Annotated in this window: 19 protein-coding genes; 13 read left to right on the top strand and 6 right to left on the bottom strand. The window is 63.7% G+C overall.

Annotated features, from left to right (window positions below):
• Positions 1-36 precede the first annotated feature (36 nt).
• The 5 genes from AC1RR3_RS12910 to AC1RR3_RS12890 all read right to left on the bottom strand — a co-directional run bounded on the left by AC1RR3_RS12910 (position 37) and on the right by AC1RR3_RS12890 (position 8345).
• Positions 37-975, bottom strand: a complete 939-nt coding sequence (locus AC1RR3_RS12910; RefSeq protein ID WP_492822966.1) for a LysR family transcriptional regulator — start codon at positions 973-975, stop codon at positions 37-39.
• Positions 976-1239: 264 nt separating this feature from the next.
• Entirely contained in the window at positions 1240-2838 is a 1599-nt protein-coding gene (locus tag AC1RR3_RS12905) for an ABC transporter substrate-binding protein (protein WP_492823170.1), read from the bottom strand.
• Positions 2839-2888: 50 nt separating this feature from the next.
• A complete protein-coding gene (locus AC1RR3_RS12900) occupies positions 2889-4559 on the bottom strand; it encodes a hydantoinase B/oxoprolinase family protein (RefSeq protein WP_492822964.1) in 1671 nt (556 codons plus the stop codon).
• The gene (locus tag AC1RR3_RS12895) at positions 4552-6258 is read right to left on the bottom strand and encodes a hydantoinase B/oxoprolinase family protein (RefSeq protein WP_492822962.1); all 1707 of its coding nucleotides are present in this window, start codon (positions 6256-6258) and stop codon (positions 4552-4554) included. The genes AC1RR3_RS12900 and AC1RR3_RS12895 overlap by 8 nt, the downstream gene beginning before the upstream one ends.
• Positions 6255-8345: a hydantoinase/oxoprolinase family protein gene (locus AC1RR3_RS12890; protein ID WP_492822960.1), complete on the bottom strand. Its 2091-nt coding sequence runs from the start codon at positions 8343-8345 to the stop codon at positions 6255-6257. Before AC1RR3_RS12890 ends, AC1RR3_RS12895 begins: the two co-directional genes overlap by 4 nt.
• A gap of 314 nt (positions 8346-8659) precedes the next feature.
• Between AC1RR3_RS12890 and AC1RR3_RS12885 the strand changes: the two genes are divergently transcribed.
• The 6 genes from AC1RR3_RS12885 (at position 8660) to AC1RR3_RS12860 (ending at position 14399) form a co-directional block, all read left to right on the top strand.
• Positions 8660-9262 (top strand): 2-hydroxychromene-2-carboxylate isomerase, encoded by a 603-nt coding sequence (locus AC1RR3_RS12885; RefSeq protein WP_492822958.1) that lies wholly within the window; start codon positions 8660-8662, stop codon positions 9260-9262.
• A 76-nt stretch (positions 9263-9338) separates the two neighbouring features.
• Positions 9339-10295 carry an ABC transporter permease gene (locus tag AC1RR3_RS12880; protein WP_492823168.1) on the top strand — a complete coding sequence of 319 codons (957 nt, stop codon included), beginning with the start codon at positions 9339-9341 and terminating at the stop codon, positions 10293-10295.
• Positions 10296-10319: 24 nt separating this feature from the next.
• Positions 10320-11231: an ABC transporter permease gene (locus tag AC1RR3_RS12875; protein WP_492822956.1), complete on the top strand. Its 912-nt coding sequence runs from the start codon at positions 10320-10322 to the stop codon at positions 11229-11231.
• Positions 11228-12250, top strand: a complete 1023-nt coding sequence (locus AC1RR3_RS12870; RefSeq protein ID WP_492823166.1) for an ABC transporter ATP-binding protein — start codon at positions 11228-11230, stop codon at positions 12248-12250. The genes AC1RR3_RS12875 and AC1RR3_RS12870 overlap by 4 nt, the downstream gene beginning before the upstream one ends.
• Entirely contained in the window at positions 12231-13163 is a 933-nt protein-coding gene (locus tag AC1RR3_RS12865) for an ABC transporter ATP-binding protein (protein ID WP_492822954.1), read from the top strand. Before AC1RR3_RS12870 ends, AC1RR3_RS12865 begins: the two co-directional genes overlap by 20 nt.
• Before the next feature lie 45 nt (positions 13164-13208).
• Positions 13209-14399: a MalY/PatB family protein gene (locus AC1RR3_RS12860; RefSeq protein WP_492822952.1), complete on the top strand. Its 1191-nt coding sequence runs from the start codon at positions 13209-13211 to the stop codon at positions 14397-14399.
• Between the two features lie 50 nt (positions 14400-14449).
• Here AC1RR3_RS12860 and AC1RR3_RS12855 read toward each other — a convergent pair whose 3' ends face one another.
• Positions 14450-15160: a GntR family transcriptional regulator gene (locus AC1RR3_RS12855; protein WP_492822950.1), complete on the bottom strand. Its 711-nt coding sequence runs from the start codon at positions 15158-15160 to the stop codon at positions 14450-14452.
• 192 nt (positions 15161-15352) lie between these two features.
• Here AC1RR3_RS12855 and AC1RR3_RS12850 point away from each other — a divergent pair, with 192 nt between their 5' ends.
• The 7 genes from AC1RR3_RS12850 (at position 15353) to AC1RR3_RS12820 (ending at position 23526) form a co-directional block, all read left to right on the top strand.
• Positions 15353-16627 (top strand): aminotransferase class III-fold pyridoxal phosphate-dependent enzyme, encoded by a 1275-nt coding sequence (locus AC1RR3_RS12850; protein ID WP_492822948.1) that lies wholly within the window; start codon positions 15353-15355, stop codon positions 16625-16627.
• Between the two features lie 106 nt (positions 16628-16733).
• The gene (locus AC1RR3_RS12845; protein WP_492823164.1) at positions 16734-18257 is read left to right on the top strand and encodes an ABC transporter substrate-binding protein; all 1524 of its coding nucleotides are present in this window, start codon (positions 16734-16736) and stop codon (positions 18255-18257) included.
• A gap of 57 nt (positions 18258-18314) precedes the next feature.
• Positions 18315-19262, top strand: coding sequence for an ABC transporter permease (locus AC1RR3_RS12840; RefSeq protein ID WP_492822946.1), 948 nt, complete (start codon positions 18315-18317; stop codon positions 19260-19262).
• A complete protein-coding gene (locus AC1RR3_RS12835; protein ID WP_492822944.1) occupies positions 19255-20142 on the top strand; it encodes an ABC transporter permease in 888 nt (295 codons plus the stop codon). Before AC1RR3_RS12840 ends, AC1RR3_RS12835 begins: the two co-directional genes overlap by 8 nt.
• Positions 20143-21132, top strand: coding sequence for an ABC transporter ATP-binding protein (locus AC1RR3_RS12830; RefSeq protein WP_492822942.1), 990 nt, complete (start codon positions 20143-20145; stop codon positions 21130-21132).
• Positions 21129-22088 carry an ABC transporter ATP-binding protein gene (locus tag AC1RR3_RS12825; protein ID WP_492822940.1) on the top strand — a complete coding sequence of 320 codons (960 nt, stop codon included), beginning with the start codon at positions 21129-21131 and terminating at the stop codon, positions 22086-22088. Before AC1RR3_RS12830 ends, AC1RR3_RS12825 begins: the two co-directional genes overlap by 4 nt.
• 40 nt (positions 22089-22128) lie before the next feature.
• Positions 22129-23526, top strand: a complete 1398-nt coding sequence (locus AC1RR3_RS12820; protein WP_492822938.1) for an amidase — start codon at positions 22129-22131, stop codon at positions 23524-23526.
• Positions 23527-23553 lie beyond the last annotated feature (27 nt).

Raw genomic sequence — 23553 nt, 5'->3', positions numbered from 1 at the left:
CCTGCCCGAGCCGAACCTGGTCGCAGTCAATGATCGCTACCACGGCACATTTTTCAACTTCTGCACCAGAAAATCGGAAAACACCCTGACCTTGGGTGCGAGATGCCGGCTGCTGCTGTAGGCGACATAGACGCCCGCCTCCGGCACGCTGGTCCAGTCCGGCAAGAGCGGAACGAGATCGCCCCTCTGGATGCTGTCGTGGCAAAGATAATTGGCGACCAATCCGATGCCGCGGTCGCGCAACGCTGTCTCGTAGATCGCTTCGGAGTTATCCGACCTGAACTCGCCGGAGACCTTGACCTCCTCGATCCGCTGATCGAGCTTGAAGCGCCAGACACTGCCAGATGCGGAATAGTGGCTGAAGCTCAGACAATGATGGGATGCGAGATCGGCCGGCTCGCGAGGGACGCCGTGCCGATCGAGATAGGCCGGAGACGCAACGACGAGCCTGCGGTTATCGGCAATCTTGCGCGCGATCAGTGTCGAATCGGGCAGGCTTCCGATCCGTACAACGGCATCGTAGGACTCCTCGATGAGATCGACGAAGCGATCGGTGTAGTTGGCCTCGACCCTGACCTTCGGATAGGCGTCGAGAAACTCGCTGATGATCTCCGACAGCTTGAGCCGGCCGAAGGCAACCGGAAAGCTCACCCGCAACAGGCCGCTCGGTTCCGAGTTCAGCGACGCGATCATCGCATCCGCGTCGGCAAGATGATTGAATATCTGCACGCATTGCGCGTGATAGAGACGACCGGCTTCGGTCAACGCTACACGTCTCGTCGTCCGCTCGAACAGTCGCAATCCCAACGCATCTTCGAGGCGGGACACCTTGCGGCTGATCGTCGAAGGCGAAGTCCCGATGACGTTTGCGGCGGCGATAAAACTGAGATGCTCCGCGACGGAGACGAACGACGCGATCAAATTGAGCCGGTCGACGTCGATCGAAGACCGGACATTCGTACCAACGTTCCGCATTGCCACCCCTTGTTGTGCGGCCCTCCCTCCGTTTCCTGTCCAACGATCGAACTAAGCAAATGGTGTGCCACGCCTTCAGGGCGACAAGCAGTTGGGTTTGCGATGGAGACTGTCCAAATTGCCGACCGCTTGATCGCGATCGCCCTGCTTGTACACAATCGGCCACGGCTGCTCGGATCTGAGCCGTGCTTGCGATGCCTCCTAACCGACGTTTGGGCAAGGAACAGGCGGCTTCGACGATGCGAAAGCTTCGGATTGATGGCGCTACGTTGCGATATAGACCTGCGACAGCGACCCCTCAAAGCCCTCGGCGTTAGGGGAATGGTCTCTCACCCGGCTCTGGCTGATTGTCAGCCATGACGGCATCGCGATCGGAAAATTTGGAACGTCGCGCATGACGATCTCCTGGATCTTCTTCCATTTTGCGATGCGGTCGGCGCGGTCCATCGACACGGCCGCGGCTTCCAGGAGCGCATCAACTTCAGGATTGCTGTAGGCCGTTCCGTTCGAGAAGGGCACGCCCTTGATCAAATTCTTCGACCAATACAGACGCTGAACGCCGACTTGCGGATCGAACAGATTGCTGATCGAGGCGAGGTGCAGCGCATAGGCCCGCTCGCCATAGATGCGCTTGACCAGGGTGCCCATGTCCTGTCCACGCAGCTCAACGCCAATCCCCGCACGGCTCATCGCCGCCCGCAGGAACTCGGCGAGCACCCGCTGTTCCTCGGACGTATAATCCAGCGTCAGGCTGAAACGCATGGCGCTGCCTTTGCGCGCATATCCCGCCTCATCCAGCAATTTCGCCGCTGCCGCGACATCAAACGGATACGGCGACGGCTTCTCGTAGTGAAAATCCTTGTGGTAGGGCACGACAGGCGCGGCCGACGGAACGGCGTTGCCGAAGAACACGACCTTGCAGATCGTCTCGCGGTTGATGCAGTGGGCGATCGCCTGCCGCACCTTGAGGTCCTTCAGATACTCGTTTTCGAGATTGGCCTCGAGGATGATGATATTGGGCGGATCATAGGCATAACCTTTCTCCTCAACCGCAATCTTCGGATTCTTGGTCAGGCGCTCGACGTCGCGATAAGGCACCGGCGTCCGATAGCCGAGATCGACATCGCCGACCTCATAGGCGACCGTGCGCGCGGCCGGATCGGGAATGAAACGCGCCACCAAGCGATCGACGTTGGGGAGAGACTTGTTCCAGTAGCTCGGATTGCGTTCCCAGATGACGTGGCTGCCGCGGACCCACTCCTTGAAAATGTACGGTCCGGTTCCGATCGGAGCCGTATTGTTGATGTGCACCAGAGGGTCCGCATCGCCGTAGCGATGCTTTGGCACGATCGGCGACTCCGCCGACGACATCGCCGCCAGCAGATACGGCGTCGGCTTTTCCAGTCGGAGGATCAAGGTGTATTTGTCCGGCGTCTCGATCGCCTTGACCTGGGCAAAGGTGGTGCGGCCGCGGGGGTGCAGCTTCTTCAAGACCGAGATCGAGAAGGCGGCGTCCTCGGACGTAAACTCCTCGCCGTCGTGCCACTTCACGCCCTCGCGCAGCTTGAAAGTGTAGGTCAGGCCGTCGGGGGCAACCTCCCAGGCCGTGGCCAGCAGCGGCTGCGGATTCATGTTGTGATCGAACTCCAGCAATCCCTCGGTCACCTTGGCGCTGAACACCAGGCTGGAGGAGTTCACGAACGACAACAGCGCCGGCGGCTCCCCGGCCTGGACCAGTGTCAGCACGCCGCCCTTTTTCGGCTCTGCCGCCGCGGCCGCAGCCAGCGGGCCGAACGATGCGGCGATGCCGATCGCCGGCAGTGAACACAAGCCTGCAAGGACGGAACGCCTGTCGGGATTCATGTCAGCCACTCTTTCAACTCCTCGTCTGCCAGGCCAAGCCACCAGACCACCTATTCCGCGGCGACAAGTCCAAGGCCGTAGAGCTCGCGCGCCGCCTCGGGCGAGATCAGCTCGTTGGCGAGATCGGCTTCGACCATCGCACGATCCCGCGTGCCGGGATCACCGATGCCACCGCCGCCGGGCGACAGGATGATCACGCGATCGCCGGCGGGGATCAGATGCTGGCCCTTGCCGGCGAGTCTCTTGCCGGACCGAAGGCTGATCACGCCGGCGGCCCCGTATCCGCCGCCGCCGACACCACGTGCGGGATGATCGACGCGTTCATACGTGGTGTTATAGAGAAATGCTTCGTTGATGCCGTTCTCCATCTCGATGTGCTGGCCAAGGCCTCCGCGCATACGGCCGGCGCCACCGGAGTCCTGGCGATATTCCTTGCGCCAGACGATGACGGTCGACATCGATTCGAAGATCTCGATCGAGCCACCACGTACGCCGCTCGGAAATCCCGTTGCCGACATGCCGTCGCGGAACGGCAGCGCGCCCATGCCGCCGGTCGTCGTAACCTGAACCTGAAAGCGGTCGTTGAGCTTCGGCGGACTGGTCCTGGGACCGAGGATCGTGATGCCCCACAGGGCGCAGGTGCTCTCCGCGGGCACGCGATCCGGGATCGCCTGCCGCAGACAGCCGAACACCAGGTCCGGCAGCATCAAGCCGACCTGGCTGCGCGAGATCACCGCCGCCGGCTTGATGGCATTGAGAATGCAGCCCTCCGGCGCGAAGACGGTGCGCGGCTCCAGCGAGCCGGCATTATTGGGAATATCGCGGGCGATGATGCAGCCGAGCGCGTAGGACGTGTAGGCCAGCGTGTAGCAATACGGCACATTGAAATTGTGCCGCGTCATCTTGACCGAGCCGCTGTAGTCCACGTGGATGGTGTCCTCGGAGATCGTCAGCGCGGCCTTCAGTTCGATCGGCTCGCTCTGTCCGTCCAGAGAGAGCGTGGCATGCCACGTGCCCTTCGGCAGCTTGGCGATCTGCGCTCGCACCGCGGCCCGCGAAGCATCGATGATGTGGTCAGCGAGCTCGTCGAGCTCATCGAGCCCGAACTCGTCCATCATCTCCAGCAGACGGACGCAGCCGACATCATTGCAGTTCATCAGCGAATAGACGTCGCCGATCGTCTCCACCGGCTGGCGGGTGTTGGCCCGGATCACCGCCATCAGCGTTTCATCGAGCACACCGCCATCGACGATCTTCAGGATCGGCAGGTACAGCCCCTCCATGAACACGTCGGTCGAACTGACCCGGTCGATCAGCCCGCCGATGTCCATCACGTGGCTGTTGCAGGCCAGAAAGCCGACCAGCTCGTCGCCGCGGAAACAGGGCGTCGTCAGCGAGATGTCGTTGGTGTGGCCGGTCCCCATCCACGGGTCGTTATGGATAAAGACATCGCCCGGCTGCATGGTCGCGATCGGATAATGGTCGATCACGTGGCCGACCGCCAACGCCATCGAGTTGATGTGGCCGGGCGTTCCGGTCACCGCCTGCGCCAGCATCCGGCCCCTTGCATCGAACACGCCGGCAGCAAGGTCGCCGGATTCCCGAACGATGGTGCTGAAGGCCGTCCGCTGCAGCGTCTGGGCCTGCTCCTCGACCACCGCGATCAAACGGCTCCACATGATCTGTTTGTCGATAAGGCTCGAAGACACTGCTCTATCCATGCCGATATTCCCGCAGAGGCTCGGTTCGCGACGCGTCGGATGGCTTTCTCTCCAAGCCATAGACTTCATGCGCGGCTTGCGCCGAGACCAGACCGTTTCTCAAGTCAGTCTCGACGCTGCCCCGATCACGTTGCCTGGGATCGCCAATGCCGCCACCGCCAGGCGACATGATCACAACCCGCTCACCGGCGGGGACGAGATGACGGCCTTTGCCCGGCAATTTGGCGCCGGATTTCAGGCCGACATAGCCGACGGCGCCGTCCAGGCCTTCGTCAAAGCCGCGCGGTGCGAATTTGATCCGCTCGAAGGCGCAGTTGAAGAAGAACGGCTCGTCGATGCCGTTTTCCATCTCGATGTGCTGGCCGAGGCCGCCGCGCATACGGCCGGCGCCGCCGGAGTCGCGGCGATATTCCTTGCGCCAGACGATGACCGTCGACATCGATTCGAAGATCTCGATCGGGCCACCGCGCACCCCGCTTGGAAAGCCTGTCGCCGACAGGCCGTCACGGAACGGCAGCGCCCCCATGCCGCCGGTCGTGACGACACCGACCATGAACTCTTCACCAAAACGCGGCGGACTTGATCTCGGACCGCTTGCGCCGATGTTCCAGAGCACGCCGGAGCCTTCAGCGGGCACACGATCCGGAATCGCCTGGCGCAGACAGCCGAACACAAGATCCGGCAACATCAGGCCGATCAGATGCCGAGCCACCACTGCGGCCGGTTTGATCGCATTGACGATCGAGCCTTGCGGCGCAGCGACGGTACGCGGCTCGAGCGAGCCGGCATTGTTGGGAATATCGCGGGCGATGATGCAGCCGAGCGCATAGGAGGTGTAGGCCAATGTGTAGCAGAACGGCACGTTGAAATTGTGCCGCGTCATCGCCGCCGACCCCGCGTAGTCGACGTTGATATTGCCTTCCGAGACCGTAAGCGTCGCCATGAGCTCAATCGGCTCCGACTGACCGTCGATCATCAGCGACGAACGCCAGGTTCCCTTGGGCAGTTTGGCGATCTCGGCCTTTACCGCGGCGCGCGAGGTATCAATGATGTGATCGGCGAGTTCGTCGAGCTCATCGATCCCAAACTCGTCCATCATCTCCAGGAGGCGCGTGCAGCCGACATCGTTGCAGTTCATCAGGGAATAGACGTCCCCGATTGTCTCCACCGGCTGGCGGGTGTTGGCCCGGATCACCGCCATCAGCGTTTCGTCGAGCACGCCGCCATCGACGATCCTCAGGATCGGCAGGTACAGCCCCTCCATGAACACGTCGGTCGACGACGACATGTCCCGCAGCCCGCCGATATCCATCAGATGGCTGTTGCAGGCGAGGAACCCGACCAGTTCGCTGTCGCGAAAGCAGGGTGTCGTCAGCGAAAAATCGTTGGTATGCCCCGTTCCCAGCCAGGGGTCGTTATGGATGAAGACATCGCCAGGCTGCATCGTCGCGATCGGGTAGTGATCGATCACATGTCCGACGGCCAATGCCATCGAATTGATGTGGCCGGGCGTTCCGGTCACCGCCTGCGCCAGCATCCGGCCCCTTGCATCGAACACGCCGGCGGCGAGATCGCCGGATTCCCGCACGATGGTGCTGAAAGCCGTCCGTTGCAGGGTCTGGGCCTGCTCCTCGACGACCGCGATCAAGCGGCTCCACATGATTTGCTTGTCGATGAGATTGAGACGCGCTTCGCTCACGCCATCATCCCCTTCCGCTCCATCACGATCGCCCCCAGGCCATCGATCCAGGCATCAAAACTCTCCGTGACGAATGTCGAGGTTTCCTCTTCCGCGATGATCGCCGGCCCCGACAGGCGAGCGCCGACCGCCAGCTTCTCGCGACGGTAGCGCGAGACGTCGATCGCCTTGCCGGCCTTGCCGTCGAAAATCCGGATGCTTTCACCCGGCGCGGCCACCGAATGCAAATCGACGTCCTGGACCTGCTCGGGCAGTTGCGAAATGGTCGAGACGTTGACCGACCAAGCCATGATCTCGATCGCTGCCGCCGGAATCGAGCGGCGGAAAAGCTTCTCGTAATCGGCCTCATAGCGCGCGCGCAACGCGGGCGTGTCGGTTGCCAGGAGATCACGGACCGGCAGTTCGACGGCAATCTCATGCCCCTGACCGACATAGCGCATGAACGCAACGCGGCGCTCGACCACCGGCTCGCCCTGCGCCGCCGGCTCCACCCATGCGCGGATATCGCGCGACATGCCGCTTAGCAATTCGGTCGCAGCCGCGGCGTCGAACCCCTCCAGCCGCATGTATTTGGTCTTGACCATCTCGTAGGAAATCGGCGCCGCCAGAAACCCGACGGCAGAACCGACGCCTGCATTGGGCGGGACGATCACGCGATCGGCCCCGATCTTCTCCGCGACCCGCGCCACATGCAACGGCGCGGCGCCGCCGAACGCAATCACCGTGTGGCTGCTGGCCACCGCGCCGCGCTCGACGGTGTGGACGCGCGCGGCGCTGGCCATGTTCTCACACACCATCTCGTAGACGGCATAGGCAGCCATCTCCGCCTCGAGCCCGAGCGGATCCCCGATGACCTTCTTGAGCGCCGCCTTCGCCAGCTCGGGATAGAGCTTGATGGTGCCGCCGGCAAAGCTCGCCGGATCAATCAGGCCGAGCGCGACGTCGGCGTCGGTCACCGCCGGATCGGATCCGCCGCCATTGTAGCAAACCGGCCCCGGGACGGAGGATGCGCTCTCCGGACCAACCGTCACGCGCTTCAGTGAATCGAGTCGCGCCAACGATCCACCGCCGGCACCGATCTCGACCATCTCGATCACGGGGATACGAACCGGCAGACCGCTCCCCTTCAGAAACCGTGCCGCCCGATCGACCTCGAACACACGCGCCGTTTCGGAACGGAAGTCCTCGATCAGGCTGACTTTGGCTGTCGTGCCGCCCATGTCGAAGGCGAGCACCTTGCGTTCGCCGAGCTGCGCCGCAATCTGCGCAGCGAACACCGCTCCGCCCGCCGGGCCGGACTCAACCAGCCGCACCGGAAACTTTCGCGCCGTTTCGACCGAGGTGAGACCGCCACCTGACGTCATCAGGCACAGCGCGCCGCCAAAGCCCATTGCCTTGAGCTTGTTCTGCATGCGCGCCAGATAGCCATCCATCAGGGGCTGAACGTAGGCGTTCGTAGTCGCAGTCGATGTCCGCTCGAACTCCCGGACCTCAGGACATACTTCCGAGGACAGCGTGATATAGAGATCCGGCATCTCCGAGCGCAACAGATCCGCCGCGGCCCGTTCATGCGCCGAATTTGCGTAAGCATGCATGAAGGCAATCGCCACGCTCTCGACCTTCTCCGCCTTCAACTGCCGCGCGACGTTCACGACATCCGCCCCGTTCAGCGCAAGGCGGATGCCGCCGCGTGCGTCCATCCGTTCGCGCACCGCAAATCGCAGCGGTCGCTCGACCAGCGGCTTCGGCCGTATCAGCGCCAGTTCGTACTGGTCGTAGCGACTTTCGGTGCCGATCTCGAGCACGTCGCGAAATCCATCGGTGACGATGAGCGCGACCTTCGCGCCACGCCTCTCGATGATTGCATTGGTCGCCAGGGTCGTTCCATGAATGAAGATGTCGACGTCGGAGATGGCCTTGTCCGCGCGCGCCAGAATTTCGCTCACGCCGCGGAGGACGCCCTCCTCTGGCGACGATGGCGTGGTCAGAACCTTTCCGGTCCAGCGCCGCGCCCCATGTTCCAGCACGACGTCCGTGAACGTTCCGCCAACGTCGGCAGACAGCTTGAGCTTCGGCTCACCCATCAATCTCGGTCCTTTATCGTTGCCGTGCGCGACAAGGGACCGATCACAACAGATGGCATCGCATCGACGTCGTCACGCAGGCTCCGCCGAACCATGCCAGGCGATCGATGATGCCTCGCGCGCCGCAATTTCTGGCACGAGCCCCATCACCGTGAATAGCGTCATTTTTGAAATGATCTATTGCAAAAGACCGGCCAAAGGCGTGTCGAAAGCGATAGCGAACGGCTGCGATATTTGCACTAATCCCCGCTCGAATGTCGCACTCACACTGCGGCGACGGACTCCACGATAGAGCGCCTGGTGCGACAGCCGGTCACATGACGCAGGTCATCGAGTATTTCTTCTCCATCAGTTCTCCCTGGGCCTATCTCGGCACCGCGCGACTGGTCGCCTTGGCGGGGCGCCACAACTTGCGCATCAGGCCGCTGCTGATGACCACGATCGACGAACACGGCTGGATTCCGCTGAAGAACAAGCCACCGGTGCGCCAGCGCTACGTTCGCGCGGAGATTGGACGATGGAGCCGCCATCTCGGCGTCCACATGCAATTGGACAGCCGCCCGAGCGATCTGAAAGACCCGACACCCGCCGCGATGATGGTTGTCGCGGCGGAAACCACCGGCGCCGAAAGCTTGCCGCTCGCCCTCGCGCTGCAGCGCGCATACTGGGAGAGCGCCGCCGATATCGGCGTCGCCGAGATTCGACGCGAGATTGCCGATGCGAATGGCTACGACGGCCTGGGTTTGCTTTCCGGCGAACAGACGCAAGCCGTCGGCGAGCGCTGGAAGGAGAACCGGGCTCGAGCGATCGAATGCGGTGTCTTCGGCTCACCGACCTACCTGTTCGAGGGCGAGCTCTACTGGGGTCAGGACCGGCTGGACTTTCTCGAGCGTCACATCGTGACGGGAGCGCCGGTATGACCTGTCGCCGCCCGCCGACTGTCGATCGCCGGTTCGGGGAGAGCGCGGGATCGTGACCTTCGGCCCCGCCCGACAGATGCTTCGTCGCGTCGCGATCCAGGCGATCCCGACCATCCTCGGCATCGTCGCATTGAACTTCCTGCTGCTGAACCTGATGCCGGGCGACGCCGCCGACGCGATTGCAGGCATGTCGGGCTCCGCGACCGCGGAAACGATGGAGACGCTGCGTCGGACGCTCGGGCTCGACCAGACCCTGGCCACACGATTCATGACTTATGTCGCCAACATTGCCGTCCTCAACCTCGGCACGTCGAGCAATTATGGCGTGCCCGTCATCAACGTCATCATGGAACGTCTTCCGAATACGTTGCTCCTGATGCTGTCTGCCTTCTTCGTTGCCGTCACGCTCGGCATCCTGCTCGGATGGATCATGGCGGCATTCGCCAATAAATGGCCGGACCGACTGCTGACCGCGATCGTCCTGCTGCTCTATTCCGCTCCGGGATTCTGGGTCGGCCTGATGGCGATCGTGCTGTTTTCCGCGCGTCTCGGCTGGCTGCCATCCGGCGGCAGCGAGACGATTGGCGCCGGGATGACCGGCCTCGCGTTGCTGCGCGACCGGCTTCTCCATCTGATCCTGCCGGCGCTTGCGCTTGCGACATTCTTCGTCGCCATCTATGCGCGCCTGACCCGGGCCGCGATGCTCGACGTGCTGCGGCAGGATTTCATGCGCGCCGCGGCCGCCAAAGGCCTTCACCCACTCGTCCTGCAATTCCGCCACGCGCTGCGCAACGCCCTGATTCCCGTGACCACGGTCGCGGGCCTCCACCTCGCCAACCTGCTGAGCGGCGCCGTGGTGGTGGAAACCGTCTTCAACTGGCCGGGGCTCGGTCGCCTGACCATGGATTCGCTGGTCGCCCGCGATTTCAACGTGCTGCTGGGGATCCTGTTGCTGTCGTGCGTCGTCGTCATCGTGACCAACGTCATCATCGACTGGATCGTGATGTGGCTCGATCCCCGGATCGAGCTCTAGTTTCAACCGGCAAACGGATGGACCATGACAGATGTCGTCGCTGACAATTCCACCACTCCGGTCGCGGCTCCCCTGCCGGCTGCGACGCGCGTCATGAACACCCGGCGGCGATGGCTGCTGACGTGGTTGCGCGACCCGTTCCTGTGTCTCGCGACGATGCTGTTGATCGGCGTCGTCGCGATCGCGTTGGCCGCCAATCTGATCTACCCTACCGACCCGCTCGACATGGTCGCGCCGGCGCTGCTGTGGCCCGGACAGGACTGGGACTATCCGCTCGGAACCGACGCGCTCGGCCGCGACCTCGCCGCAGGAATTGTCCATGGCGCGCGGGTCTCGCTGCTGGTCGGGTTCTTCGCCGCCCTCATCGGCCTCGTGATCGGCACCACGATCGGCGCGCTCGCGGGCTATTTCGGCGGCATCGTCGACAACATCCTGGTGCGCCTGACCGAACTATTCCAGACCATTCCGGCGATCCTGCTGGTGATCGTCATTCTCGCGATCGGCGACCCCTCGATCTTCCTGATCGTCCTGTCGATCGGCCTCGCCTCCTGGCCGATGATCGCCAGGCTGGCGCGGTCCCAGTTCATGACATTGCGCGATGCCGACTTCGTCATGGCCGCTCGCGGCCTCGGCTATGGCACCTCGCGGATCATCGTCCGGGAAATCCTGCCGAACGCGCTTCCGACCCTGGTCGTGGCGACATCGGTGCTGGTCGCGAACGGTATTCTTGCCGAAGCCGGCTTGTCGTTCCTCAATCTTGGCGATCCCAATCGGGTGAGCTGGGGCAGCCTGATCGGCAGCGGCCGGACCATGCTGCGCAGTGAATGGTATCTGACCGCGCTGCCGGGCCTCGCGATCGTGCTGACGGTGCTCTCGATCAACATCATTGGCGACCGGTTGACCGACATCCTCAATCCGCGATCGGAGACACGATGAGTCTGCCGCAACGACCTCATCCCGTCCTCGAAGTGCTCGATCTCAGGATCGGCTTTCCGCGCGGCGAGGCGGTGCACGGCATCACCTTTGCCATTGAGCAGGGCAAGACCCTGGCGCTCGTCGGAGAGTCCGGTTGCGGAAAGTCGCTGACTGCGTTTTCGATTCTGCGGCTGCTGCCGCCGACCGCCTCGATCGCCGGCGGACAGGTGGTGTTCAACGGACAGGATCTCGCCACGGTGTCATCGCGGGAACTGCGCCGCATTCGCGGCAAGGGGATCTCGATCATCCTGCAGGAGCCGATGACGTCGCTGAACCCGGTGCTGACCATCGGAGCGCAGATCTGCGAGATCATCCGGCGGCACGAAGGGCTGTCGCGCAGCAGGGCCAAAGCCCGCGCGATCGAACTTCTCGACCTTGTCGGCATTGCCGAGCCGCAACGCCGCTACGACCAGTTTCCGCACAATTTTTCCGGTGGCATGCGACAACGGGTCATGATCGCGATCGCGGTTGCCTGCAATCCGCAGCTGCTCATCGCGGACGAGCCGACCACGGCGCTCGACGTCACCATCCAGGCCCAGGTGATGGAACTGCTCGATCGCCTGCGGCACCAGCTCTCGATGGCGATGCTGCTGATCACGCACGACCTTGGCGCCGTGGCGCAATGGGCCGACCGGGTCGCGGTGATGTATGCGGGCCGGATTGTCGAACAGGCCTCGGTCGGCGAGTTCTTTGCGGGCCCGAGACACCCCTATTCGCAGGGCCTGCTCGCATCGTCCGTTGGCGACGAGGCGCACTACACCAACCGGCGACTGACTGAAATCAAGGGCTCGGTTGCGTCTGCGGCCGGAGCAACCGGCTGCTCGTTTGCACCCCGCTGCCCCCGGGTGGCTGCCGCCTGCCACCTCGCACAGCCGGCGCTGGAGACAATCACGCCAGGTGCCATCCGCGCCGGATGGTCGGTCGCATGCTGCCAACTCCAAGCTGTGGGAGGCCGCCCCGATGCCATTGCTGTCGGTTGAGAACCTGCGCACCAGCTATACGTCGCGCGGGCATACGTTCCATGCTGTCGACGGCGTTTCGCTCGAGGTCGCGGAGCACGAGACGGTCGGGCTGGTCGGCGAATCCGGCTGCGGAAAATCGACGCTCGGCAAGACCATCGTCCGCCTGCTGCGGCCGAGCGACGGCACGATACGCCTCGACGGACAGGACATCAGCCAACTCGACGAGCGGTCGCTGCGCCCGGTTCGCCGCTCCGTTCAGATGGTCTTTCAGGATCCGTTCGGCTCGCTCAATCCGCGGCAGCGGATCGGGACCATCCTGGACACGCCACTCAAGGTTCACGGCGTCAGGGATCCCGAAGAGCGGCGACGGCGGATTCTCGACATCGCCGGCAAGATCAGCATCCCGCCTGAGGCCTTGCAGCGCTATCCGCACGAGTTCTCCGGCGGGCAGCGCCAGCGCATCGGGATCGCCCGCGCGCTGGTTCTCAATCCCAGGCTCGTGGTGTGCGACGAGCCGGTATCCGCGCTGGACCTGTCGATCCAGGCACAAATCCTCAACCTGCTGGTCGATCTCAAGAAGGATCTCGGGCTGGCCTATCTGTTCATCTCGCACGATTTGTCGGTGGTCCGCTATTTTGCCGATCGCGTGCTCGTGATGTATCTCGGCCGGATCGTCGAGAGCGCCGACCATGCCACGCTGTGGCGTAACCCGCGTCACCCCTACACGCGCGCGCTGCTGGCGGCCATTCCATCGGCGCGCCTCGACAGGAAGCCGGCGGCCGTGCTGGCCGGTGAGGTCGGACAGGGTATTCCGACGCGCGGATGCCGGTTCCGGACGCGGTGCCCGGTAGCCGTCAAGCAGTGCGAAACCGACGATCCCGCCTTACGAAAACTCGCAGATGGCAATGCAGTCGCCTGCCATCTCGCGTAGTCTGACATTGCCTCCCATCCAACGAAAGCGCCGCGGACAGAGATCATGACCAGCCGAGAGACGATCAGCTTCGAACTGTCGCAATCTGCGCTGCAAGCGCGCCGCAACGCCAAGTGGAATCAGTACGATTCCGACGTCCTGCCCGCCTTCGTCGCGGACATGGATTTCGCCGTCGCCGCCCCGATCCAGGCGGCAATCGAGCGCATCGTCCGGGATGGCGACTACGGCTATCCGCTGCGCGACGGCCAGAAGTCGGACCGGCTCGTCGCCGCCGCCTTCGCCAACCGGATGAAGTCCCGCTACGGCTGGGAGCTCTCGCCCGATCTCGTGCTGCCTTTGGCAGATCTGGTGCAGGGCACGTACGCGCCGATCCTGGCGTTCTCGGATCCCGGCGATGGTGTCGTCCTCCAGGTCCCGAACTATCCGCCGTTTCGCGACGCCATCAGCACGACAGAGCGCCGGCTTCTGACGCTTCCGATGCGCGACGACGGGACCCGATACGTCTTCGACATGGACGAACTGGCGGCGCTGGTGGACCAGCGAACCCGCATCTTCGTGCTGTGCAATCCGCAGAACCCGACCGGGAGGGTGTTTTCCAGGGACGAGTTGCTGTCATTGGCCCAATTCGCCATCGACCATGATCTGATCGTTATCTCCGACGAGATCCATTCCGATCTGGTCTATCCGGGATTTCAGCACATTCCGTTTGCTTCGCTTGGACCCGAGATCGCCGCACGCACCGTGACGCTCAATTCGGCGACCAAGAGCTTCAACATTCCCGGCCTGCGCTGCGCGGTCATCGCCTTCGGCAGCGAGGACCTGCGCAAGCGGTTTCACAGCCGTATCCCGCTCCGCTTGACGGGTCAGGCCAATGTCATCGGCGCCGACGCAACTGTGGCGGCCTGGACCGAGGGCCAGCCCTGGCTCGACGCCGTGATGGACCACCTTCACAAGGCCCGAAACAGAGTCGTGGACGTGCTCGCGGCAGAAGTGCCGGAGATCCGCTTTCATGCTCCGGAAGCGACTTACCTGACCTGGCTCGACTGCCGCGAGCTCCGCCTGTCGGCGGCGGCGCATCCATTCTTCCTGAACAACGCCCGTATCGGATTTAGCGCCGGCGAAACCTTTGACCCTGATTGTCCGCAGTTTGTCAGGCTCAATTTCGCAACATCAATGCCGATCCTCGACCAGATTCTGGATCGGATCATCGTGGCTGCACGCCGAAACGACCGGTGACGCACACCGAACTGGCCCGATAGCTCGTCCGAGGCGGTATCTCTCGCTGACTATGTCATTGCCGCATCCAGCTCCGACGGCGTCACACCGGCTTCGATATCCTGAAGCAGTTGCAGCAACCTGGCGCCTCCCTCCATGAGATCGGCCTGGATCGATCGCTTCACGGCCTCGGGATTTCTCGCGGTCAGACCGTCGATCACGTTGAGATGCTGATGTCGTCCCGGATAGGTCGGGGTCGCATGCGGATACAACATGTTGAGCAGAGGTCCGTTGCGAAGCCAGATCGTCTCGATCATCTCGAGCAGTTCGGGGGCGTCGGCGGCCTTGTAGAGTGTGTGGTGGAATTGCCAGTTCACCTGCACGGCTTCGCGCCAGCGCCTGCCGCGTTCCGCCGCGGCCAGCGCCTGATGATACTTCTTGAGACTGGCGATATCGGCCTTGGAGATCCGGGTGGTCGCGCGTTCGGCCGCCAGTCCTTCGAGCAGAATCCGGATACTGCGTAGTTCCTCATATTGCGCCGCACTCAGGCGGGCGACCGCGATCGAGCGGCTTGCCTGCATGTCGAGCACCCGCGCGCGCACCAGCTGCATCAGCGCTTCCCGGATCGGCGTTTCCGAGACGCCCATCGTTTCGGCGAGCTCGCGGATCTTGAAGCGATGGCCGGGACGGAATCGTCCCTCCATCAGGGCAAGCCGCAATTCCCCGAACACGCGGGCCGTCAGGTTGTCGCGGCCGACCAGACCGACAGCATCGTTGGACATCGAGGGAGCCTGCTTTCCAGTCGAAAGGCGACCGATCTCTATGCGTGCTCTGCACGTCTGCCGGCGGTCTTTGCAAGATCAAAAGGCGAGAAAGGTCTTCGCAGTTATGATATATCATATATTATGTTGATGTCGCAACGGCGAGGCCGTCCGACACGAGGGACTTGCCCAGGAACTTGCCGAGGACTTGCCATGGCACCTGATGACACCGCATCCCGGCTCCTTGCGCAGGACGAGGCGTTGCGGGCACGCGCCCTGAAGGTCATTCCCGGCGGCATGTGGGGCCACATGAACGTCGCTCGGCTGCCTCCCGGCTATCCGCAGTTCTTTCGCAGCGCGAGCGGCTGTCGCCTCAGGGATATCGCGGGCACGGAATATATCGACCTGATGTGCGGCTACGGACCGATCGTGCTCGGTTACGGCGATCCGGATGTGGAGGCCGCAGCCACGGCGCAGCGCACCCGCGGCGATCTGATGACCGGGCCCGCGGAATGCCAGGTTGAACTCGCGGAGCTCGTGGTCGAGACCATTCCGCACGCCGACTGGGTGGTGTTCGCCAAGAACGGCACCGATGCGACGACGGCCTGCGTAACCATCGCGCGTGCCGGCACGCAGCGGCGCAAGGTGCTGGTGGCGAAGGGCTCCTATCATGGCGCGGCGCCGTGGTGCACCCCCTCGCTGGCCGGCGTCACCACGGAAGATCGCGCCCACATCCTGCACTTTGATTATAACGACGTTGCAAGCCTGGAGCGTGCAGCCGATGAGGCCGGCCGTGACCTCGCGGCAGTGCTGGTGACGGCGTTCAAGCATGATGTGAGACGCCATCAGGAGGCGCCGACGCCAGCGTTCGCACAGGCAGTCCGGAAGATCTGCGACGCGGCTGGTGCGGCGCTGATACTCGACGATGTCAGGGCGGGCTTTCGCCTCCACATCGGCGGAAGCTGGGAGCCCTACGGCGTGCGGCCCGATCTGTGTGCCTGGAGTAAGGCGATCGCCAACGGTCATCCGCTTGCGGCGGTGACCGGCGCCGATCGCTTTCGCGACGCCGCGCAACAGGTTTATGTCACTGGCTCCTTCTGGTGCTCGGCCGTGCCGATGGCGGCAGCGGTGGCCACCATCAAGAAACTGCGCACGACCGGCGCGATCGCGACAATGGAAGCCATGGGCCGCCGGCTGCGCGACGGGCTCGCGGCGCAGGCACGGGCGCACGATGTGCGATTGCGGCAGAGCGGACCGGTCCAGATGCCGATGATCATGTTCGAGGACGATCCGGATTTCGTGCTCGGTCATCGTTTCGTGCAGGAGGCGCTGCGGCGCGGCGTCTACATGCATCCCTGGCACAACATGTTTCTGTCCGCGGCACATCGGGCCGAGGACATCGATCGCGTCCTCGAGGCGACCGACGGGGCCCTCAAGCAGGTCACCGCTTCGCTCGACCGACGCCAGTCCACGAAAGCGGTCCGGTGAACGCGGTGGGGACATCCATACGGGTGAATGACGACTGATACGCGAGCTCAACAGGAAGGCAGTTGTAATGACAAGCTTTTCGGCCATGTTTCGTACGATCACCGCGATGGGCCGGTCGATTGCCCTGCTCGGCGTGCTTGCAACCCCGCTCCATGCCGCCGAACCGAGCCGCGGCGGCAGCCTCGTCTATGCCTATCTCTCGGGCCCGGGCACGCTCGATCCCCATGTTGCCTCGAGCCTCGTCGAGCTCGAAGTCATCCACCACCTGTTCGAGCCGCTGGTTGCGATCGACAATAACTATAATGCCAGGCCCGTCCTCGCCTCCAAGATCGAGACCAGTGCCGATGCCACGATGTTCACCTTCACGCTGCGCAAGGGCGTGAAATTCCACAATGGCAAGGAGATGACATCGGCCGACGTGCTGGCGTCGTTCGAGCGCTATCGCAAGGTCAGTCCCAACGCCTCCGTGCTCGCCGATGTCGACAGCTTCGAGGCGCCTGATCCCTACGGCTTCGTGATCCGCCTGAAGAGGCCGAACGCAGTGTTCGTCGACGTGCTGAAATCGCCGGTCTATCCGTTTGAGATCCTGCCGGCCGAGCAGAAGGACAAGGCGGCGCGCGAGATCGACATCATCGGAACCGGTCCGTTCATGCTTGGCGAGTGGGTGAAGGATAGCCATCTCGTCATCAAGCGTTTCGACGGTTATGTGCCCGACGAGAGCGCGACCGGGCCGGATGGTCTGGCCGGGCGCCGCACCGCCTATCTCGACCAGGTCCGCTATAATTTCGTGCCCGAGGCGAACGCCCGCGTCGCCGCATTGCAGACCGGCAACGCCGACGTCATCGGCGACGTTCCCCGCGATCTGGCCAAGCGTTTCGACGGCCAGGCGAACATCACGACACAGCAGATTTTCCCCTATTGCATGCAGGTGTTCGTGGTGAACACGCAGGCCGCGCCGACCACCAATCCGCTTGTCCGCCAGGCGATCGAGGCGGTGGTCAATGTCGACGATATCACCGGCGCGATGGGGCAGATCTCGCGCCCGGGCCATTCGCTGGTGTACGCATCGAGCCCTTATTATCAGGGCGATGCGATGAAGCCCTATTACGACCAGCGTAATCCGGCCAAAGCCAAGGCGTTGCTGAAGCAGGCCGGATACAATGGCGAGAAGATCGTGCTCCAGACCAACTCCAACTATTCGAACTTCCGCGACGCCATCCTGGTCCTGTCCGAGCAGATGAAGGACGCCGGCTTCAACGTCGCAGTCGACATCGTCGACTGGACCACCAACGCCAGCAACATGCAGCGCGGCACCGGGGTCTGGAACGTGTCCACCACCGGCTATTGCTCAAATCCGCTGCTCGGCCCGCAGCAATGGAAAGTGATGTTCTACACCTTCCCGCACGTCAAGGACGACCACGTTCTCGACGCCGCCTATGACGCGTTCTACGCCTCGCTCGATCCGCAAAAGCGTATCGCGGCCTGGGCCGATATCGAGAAGCGCGTGCTGGAGCAGGCCTACATGATCAAGATCGCCGATATGGGCACGATGCGAAGCTACAACGCCGCCAAGGTCGTGAACTTCATGCCCTATTATATCGTTCATTTCTGGGACGTCTGGCTGAAATAGCGTCGTCGGCCAAACGGTGGGCTGGGCAGGAGCAGAAAGCGTCGTATCGGGTATCTCATGTTTCGCACGATCAGCGTCCGTCTCATGCAATCCATACCGGTCCTGCTGCTGGTTGCGGTGCTGTCTTTCATCCTGATGCACCTGCTGCCGGGAGATCCCGCGGTCGTGATCGCCGGAGCCGATGCCACGCCTGCGGCAGTGGAACGGATTCGTCGCGAGCTCGGCCTCGATCAGTCGATCTGGCGGCAATTGCTGTCCTGGTTCCTCAATCTGGCGCAGGGCAAATTCGGCAGTTCGCTGATGCTGAACCAGACCGTGCTCTCCGCGGTCGGGGAGCGTTTGCCGGTGACCTTGTCGCTGGCCGCGCTGTCGCTCACCATCACCCTGCCGATCGGTATCGCGCTCGGCATCCTCGCCGCCTATTTCCGCAGCAGCTGGATCGATGCGGGCGTCATGGCGATTGCGCTGATCGGGGTTTCGGCTCCGAGTTTCTGGATCGCGATCGTGTCGGTCATCCTGTTCAGCGTGAAGCTCGGATGGGTGCCGTCCGCCGGCTATGCGCCGCTGCTGACGGCCGGCCCCGGCGCCTGGTTCGCCTCGCTGATCCAGCCCGCCATGGTGCTCAGCCTGTTTCAGATCGGCTTCCTGGCGCGCATGACGCGCTCGGCGATGCTCGATGTGCTCGAGCAGGATTTCATCCGGACGGCGCGCGCCAAAGGCGTCAGCGAGTGGCGAACCGTCGGCAAGCACGGCTTCCGCAATGCCCTGGTCGCCGTCGTGACGGTCAGCGGCATCATCGTGAGTCTCCTGATCGGAGGTTCGGTCGTCGTCGAGCAGGTGTTTGCATTGCCGGGCATCGGCCGGCTCGTGGTGCAGGGGATCATGGCCCGCGACTACCCGCTGATCCAGGGCACCATGCTGCTGTTCGGCTTCGCCTTCGTGCTGATCAACGTCGCCGTGGATATTGTCTACACCCTGGTCGATCCGCGGGTGCGCTATGACTGACGTCGGGATCGTTGCGCCATCCACGCAGATACTGGCGGAGCGCCGGCGATTTCGCGTCCTGCGCAAGCTCGCCGCGCACCGGTCGTTCAAGATCGGACTGGTGCTCGTGACCGTCCTGGCGCTTTGCGCGATCATCGGGCCGATGCTGATCGGCACCGATCCGACCGCGATGAGCATTCGCTACCGATTCAAGCCGCCGTCGGGGCGCTTTCCGTTCGGCAGCGATCAATACGGCCGGGACATCCTCACGCGCGTGCTTTATGGCGGCCGCCTGTCGCTGGGAATCGGGTTTTCGGTGGCCCTGCTCTCAGGCGTGTTCGGCGCCATGATCGGCGTGCTGGCGGGATATTTCCGCGCGCTCGATCCCTATGTCATGCGGTTGATGGACGCGCTGATGGCGTTTCCGGCGATCCTGCTGGCCATCGGTATCGGCGCGGCACTCGGCGCCCAGGCCAGCAGCATCGTGGTGGCGCTGTCGGTTGCCTATGTGCCGCGGACAGCGCGGATCGTGCGTGCCTCGGTGCTGGTCATTCGCGAGATGGAATATCTGCAGGCCGCGCGGGTCAGCGGCGCAAGCGACGCGCACATCATCGTCAAGCACGTGCTGCCCAATTGCCTGGGACCCCTGATCGTCCAGCTGACCTTCATCTTTGCCTACGCCATTCTTGCTGAGGCAACCCTCAGCTTCCTCGGCATCGGCCCGCCGCCACCGGCCCCGAGCTGGGGCAACATCATTGCCGAAGGGCGCGACTACTCGGTCGAGGCGTGGTGGGTGATGCTGTTTCCCGGCCTTGCGGTCAGCCTCGCCGCGCTCGGCATGAATCTGCTCGGCGATGGCCTGCGCGACGTGCTCGATCCACGCTTGAAGATCGAGACCTGAATGGCGCAGCAAACCCTTCTGAGTGTCGAGAACCTCACGGTCCAGTTCCGCGGCGACACCGGCTGGGTGAATGCCGTCGAAGGCGTGGACTTTGCCGTTGGCGCCGGCGAATGCCTCGGCATCGTCGGCGAGTCCGGCAGCGGCAAGAGCGTCAGCGCCCTTTCGATCCTCAAGCTGCATGGCCATGCCAACACGCGTTACGCATCGGGAACGATCCACTACGGCGGACATGATCTGCTGACCGTTTCGCAACGCCGGCTGCGCCAGGTTCGCGGCGGAGAGATCGCGATGATCTTCCAGGATCCGATGTCCTCGCTCAATCCGGTCCTGAGCATTGCCGACCAGATCATGGAGCCGTTGCGCCAGCATCAGGGGCTGTCCGCGCGGGCCGCCCGTCGTCAGGCCGTCGAGCTGCTGGAGATGGTGCGGATTTCCGACGCCTCGCGCCGCATCGATGATTACCCCCACCGGCTTTCCGGCGGCATGCGCCAGCGCGTCATGATCGCCATCGCCGTGGCTTGCCGCCCCAAGCTCCTGATCGCAGACGAGCCGACCACCGCGCTCGACGTCACCATTCAGTCCCAGATCCTCGAATTGCTGCGCGAGCTGCAGCGTGAGATCGGCATGTCGGTGATCCTGATCACCCATGATCTCGGCGTGGTCGCGGAGTTCGCACAGCGTGTCGTTGTCATGTATGCCGGGCGGGTCGTGGAGTCCGCTGCCGTCCCTGCCCTGTTCGAACGGCCGGTGCATCCTTACACCGAAGGGCTCATCCGCGCCGTGCCCGATCCCGACGCGGACGTACGCCGGCTCGCCACCATTCCCGGGAACATCCCGGATCCGTCGACGTCGATCGCAGGATGCCGGTTCAATCCGCGCTGCTGCGAGGCGGTCAAATCTTGCTTGACGGAGCCGCCGGCGCTGGTCGACGCCGGTGGCGGCCATTTCGCGCGCTGTCCGCCACGCATCGCCGCGGGAAGACCCGCATGAGGGAAGCGCCCATCGTCGTCGTGCGCGAGTTGGTGAAGACCTTTGCGGCACGGGGCGCGTCGTTGCGCGCCGTCGACGGTGTCAGTTTCGATGTCGGGCAAGGCGAGACGCTGGGCCTCGTCGGGGAGTCAGGTTCGGGGAAATCCACCACGGGACGCATCCTGGTCGGGCTCGAAGCCGCGACCAGCGGATCGATCGAGCTGTTCGGCCAGGCGATTTCTCCGGGCAGCGGCAAGGCTGCACTCAGGGCGGTGCGGCGACGGCTGCAATTCGTGTTTCAGGACCCGCAGAATTCGCTCAATCCGCGCATGCGCGCGCAGGATGCGATCGCAGAGCCGCTCGACGTCGCGGGCGGCCTGTCGCGCGCCGCCCGCAACGATCGCGTCCGGGAATTGCTGGAGATGGTCGGTCTGCCGCGTTCGTGTGGCGACCGTTTCCCCCACGAATTCTCCGGCGGCCAACGACAACGCATCGGCATCGCGCGCGCGTTGGCGCTGAAGCCGGACTTCATCGTCTGCGACGAGCCGGTATCGTCGCTCGACGTGTCGATGCAGGCGCAAATCGTCAACCTGCTGCTCGACCTCCAGGAACGGCTCGGCCTCAGCTATCTCTTCATCGCCCATGATCTCGCGGTGGTCCGCAGCATTTCGGCGCGGGTGGCGGTGATGTATGCCGGCAGCATCGTCGAGATCGCGCCCAGGCACGAACTGTACACCGCTCCCCGGCATCCCTACACGCAAGCGCTGCTTGCGGCGATCCCCCGCATCAAGCCGAACAAGGCCCGCGCCGCAGTCGTGACCGGCGAGTTGCCGAGCCAGATCGACACGGTGCCGGGCTGCACGTTTCATCCGCGTTGTCCGTTCGCGTTCGAACGCTGCCGGACCGAGAAGCCGAAGCCGCGCGAGATCGCGCCAAGCCACCTTGCCGCCTGCCACCTTCACGACGTCCCCGCCTGACGGCTGTTGCCGCCGCTTTGCCGATTGATGGAGTTCCGAGATGTCCGATCGCGATCTTCTCTTTATGCCCGCCACCACCGCCGCAAGCCTGATCCGCAAACGCGCCTTGTCTCCGGTGGAGTATGTCGACGCCGTGCTCGGCGCGATCGAGCGGACACAGCCGACGCTCAATGCCTACGCGACGGTGACCGCCGACGCGGCGCGAGCGCAGGCGCGGATTGCCGAGCAGGCCGTCATGGCCGGCGAACAGCTCGGGCCGCTTCATGGCGTACCCGTCAGCATCAAGGATCTCTTTGCCACCAAGGGCGTTCGCACTGCGCACGGATCGGCGATCCTCGCTGACAACGTTCCCTCGCAGGACGACATTCTGGTGACGCGCCTGAAGAACGCGGGCGCGATCATGGTCGGCAAATCGACCACACCCGAATTCGGTCACAAGGGCCACACTGACGGACCCAGCTTCGGGATCACGCGCAATCCCTGGAATCCTGCGCGCACCGCGGGCGGATCCAGCGGTGGCGCGGCCGTCGCGGTGGCAGCCGGACTTGGGCCGCTGGGTCTCGGCACGGATGGCGCCGGATCGATCCGCATCCCCGCCGGCGCCTGCGGCGTGGTCGGACTGAAGCCGACCACGGGCGCGGTGCCCTATGAGCAGACCTCGGACTCGTTCTTCAATTATGCCGCAGCCGGTCCGCTGACACGCACCGTCGCCGATGCCGCACTGATGATGGACAGCCTTGTGGGCCCGTCGACGCTCGATCCCTGGTCGCTCGGTGCGCCCAGCAATGGAGCGCTGATGCCGAGCCTGATCTCGGAGGATTTGTCGGGATTGCGGATCGGATACCTCTCCGCCATGAGCGACTGCAGTGCGGACGTTGCCGCAAACGCCAGGGCGTCGCTGGCAGCCCTCGCGGCGCTTGGTGCCGAGGTCGAGGAGGCCGGGGCCGGCATGGACTGGATCGCCGGCTCCGCGCGGCTCATGTATCTCGCCAATCTGAACGTCTATTTCGGCCACCATCTGGAAAAATGGCGCGACCGGATGGACCCGGTCCTGGTGGAATGGATTGCGGCGGGCAGCAAGGCCACCTTGGTCGATTTTCGCAAGGCCCAGGTGGCGCGTTCGCGGCTCTATCGTGCCGTCCAGAAGCTCCTGGAAGACTACGACTTCCTCATCACGCCCACCTTGCCCACCACCGCGATTCCGGCCGAGGCCGGCAAGACCGTCGATGCTCTGTTCAATCGCGGCTGGAATGCCTTCGTCTATCCGTTCAACCAGAGCGGCAATCCGGCGCTATCGGTGCCGAATGGTTTTGGCGCCGATGGATTGCCGACTGGCCTGCAAATCGTCGGCCGCTGGTGGAAGGACAATGACGTTCTGCGCCTCGGTGCCATCCTGGAGCGGGTTCGCCCCTGGGCGGATCGTCGGCCGCCCGTGTGAAGATAGACCCGACGACGAAGCTTTGCG

Source organism: Bradyrhizobium sp. GW821-FHT13H05, from assembly GCF_058804065.1.
Note: the sequence above shows the minus strand (reverse complement) of the source record. Positions and strands in the feature narration are given on the sequence as shown.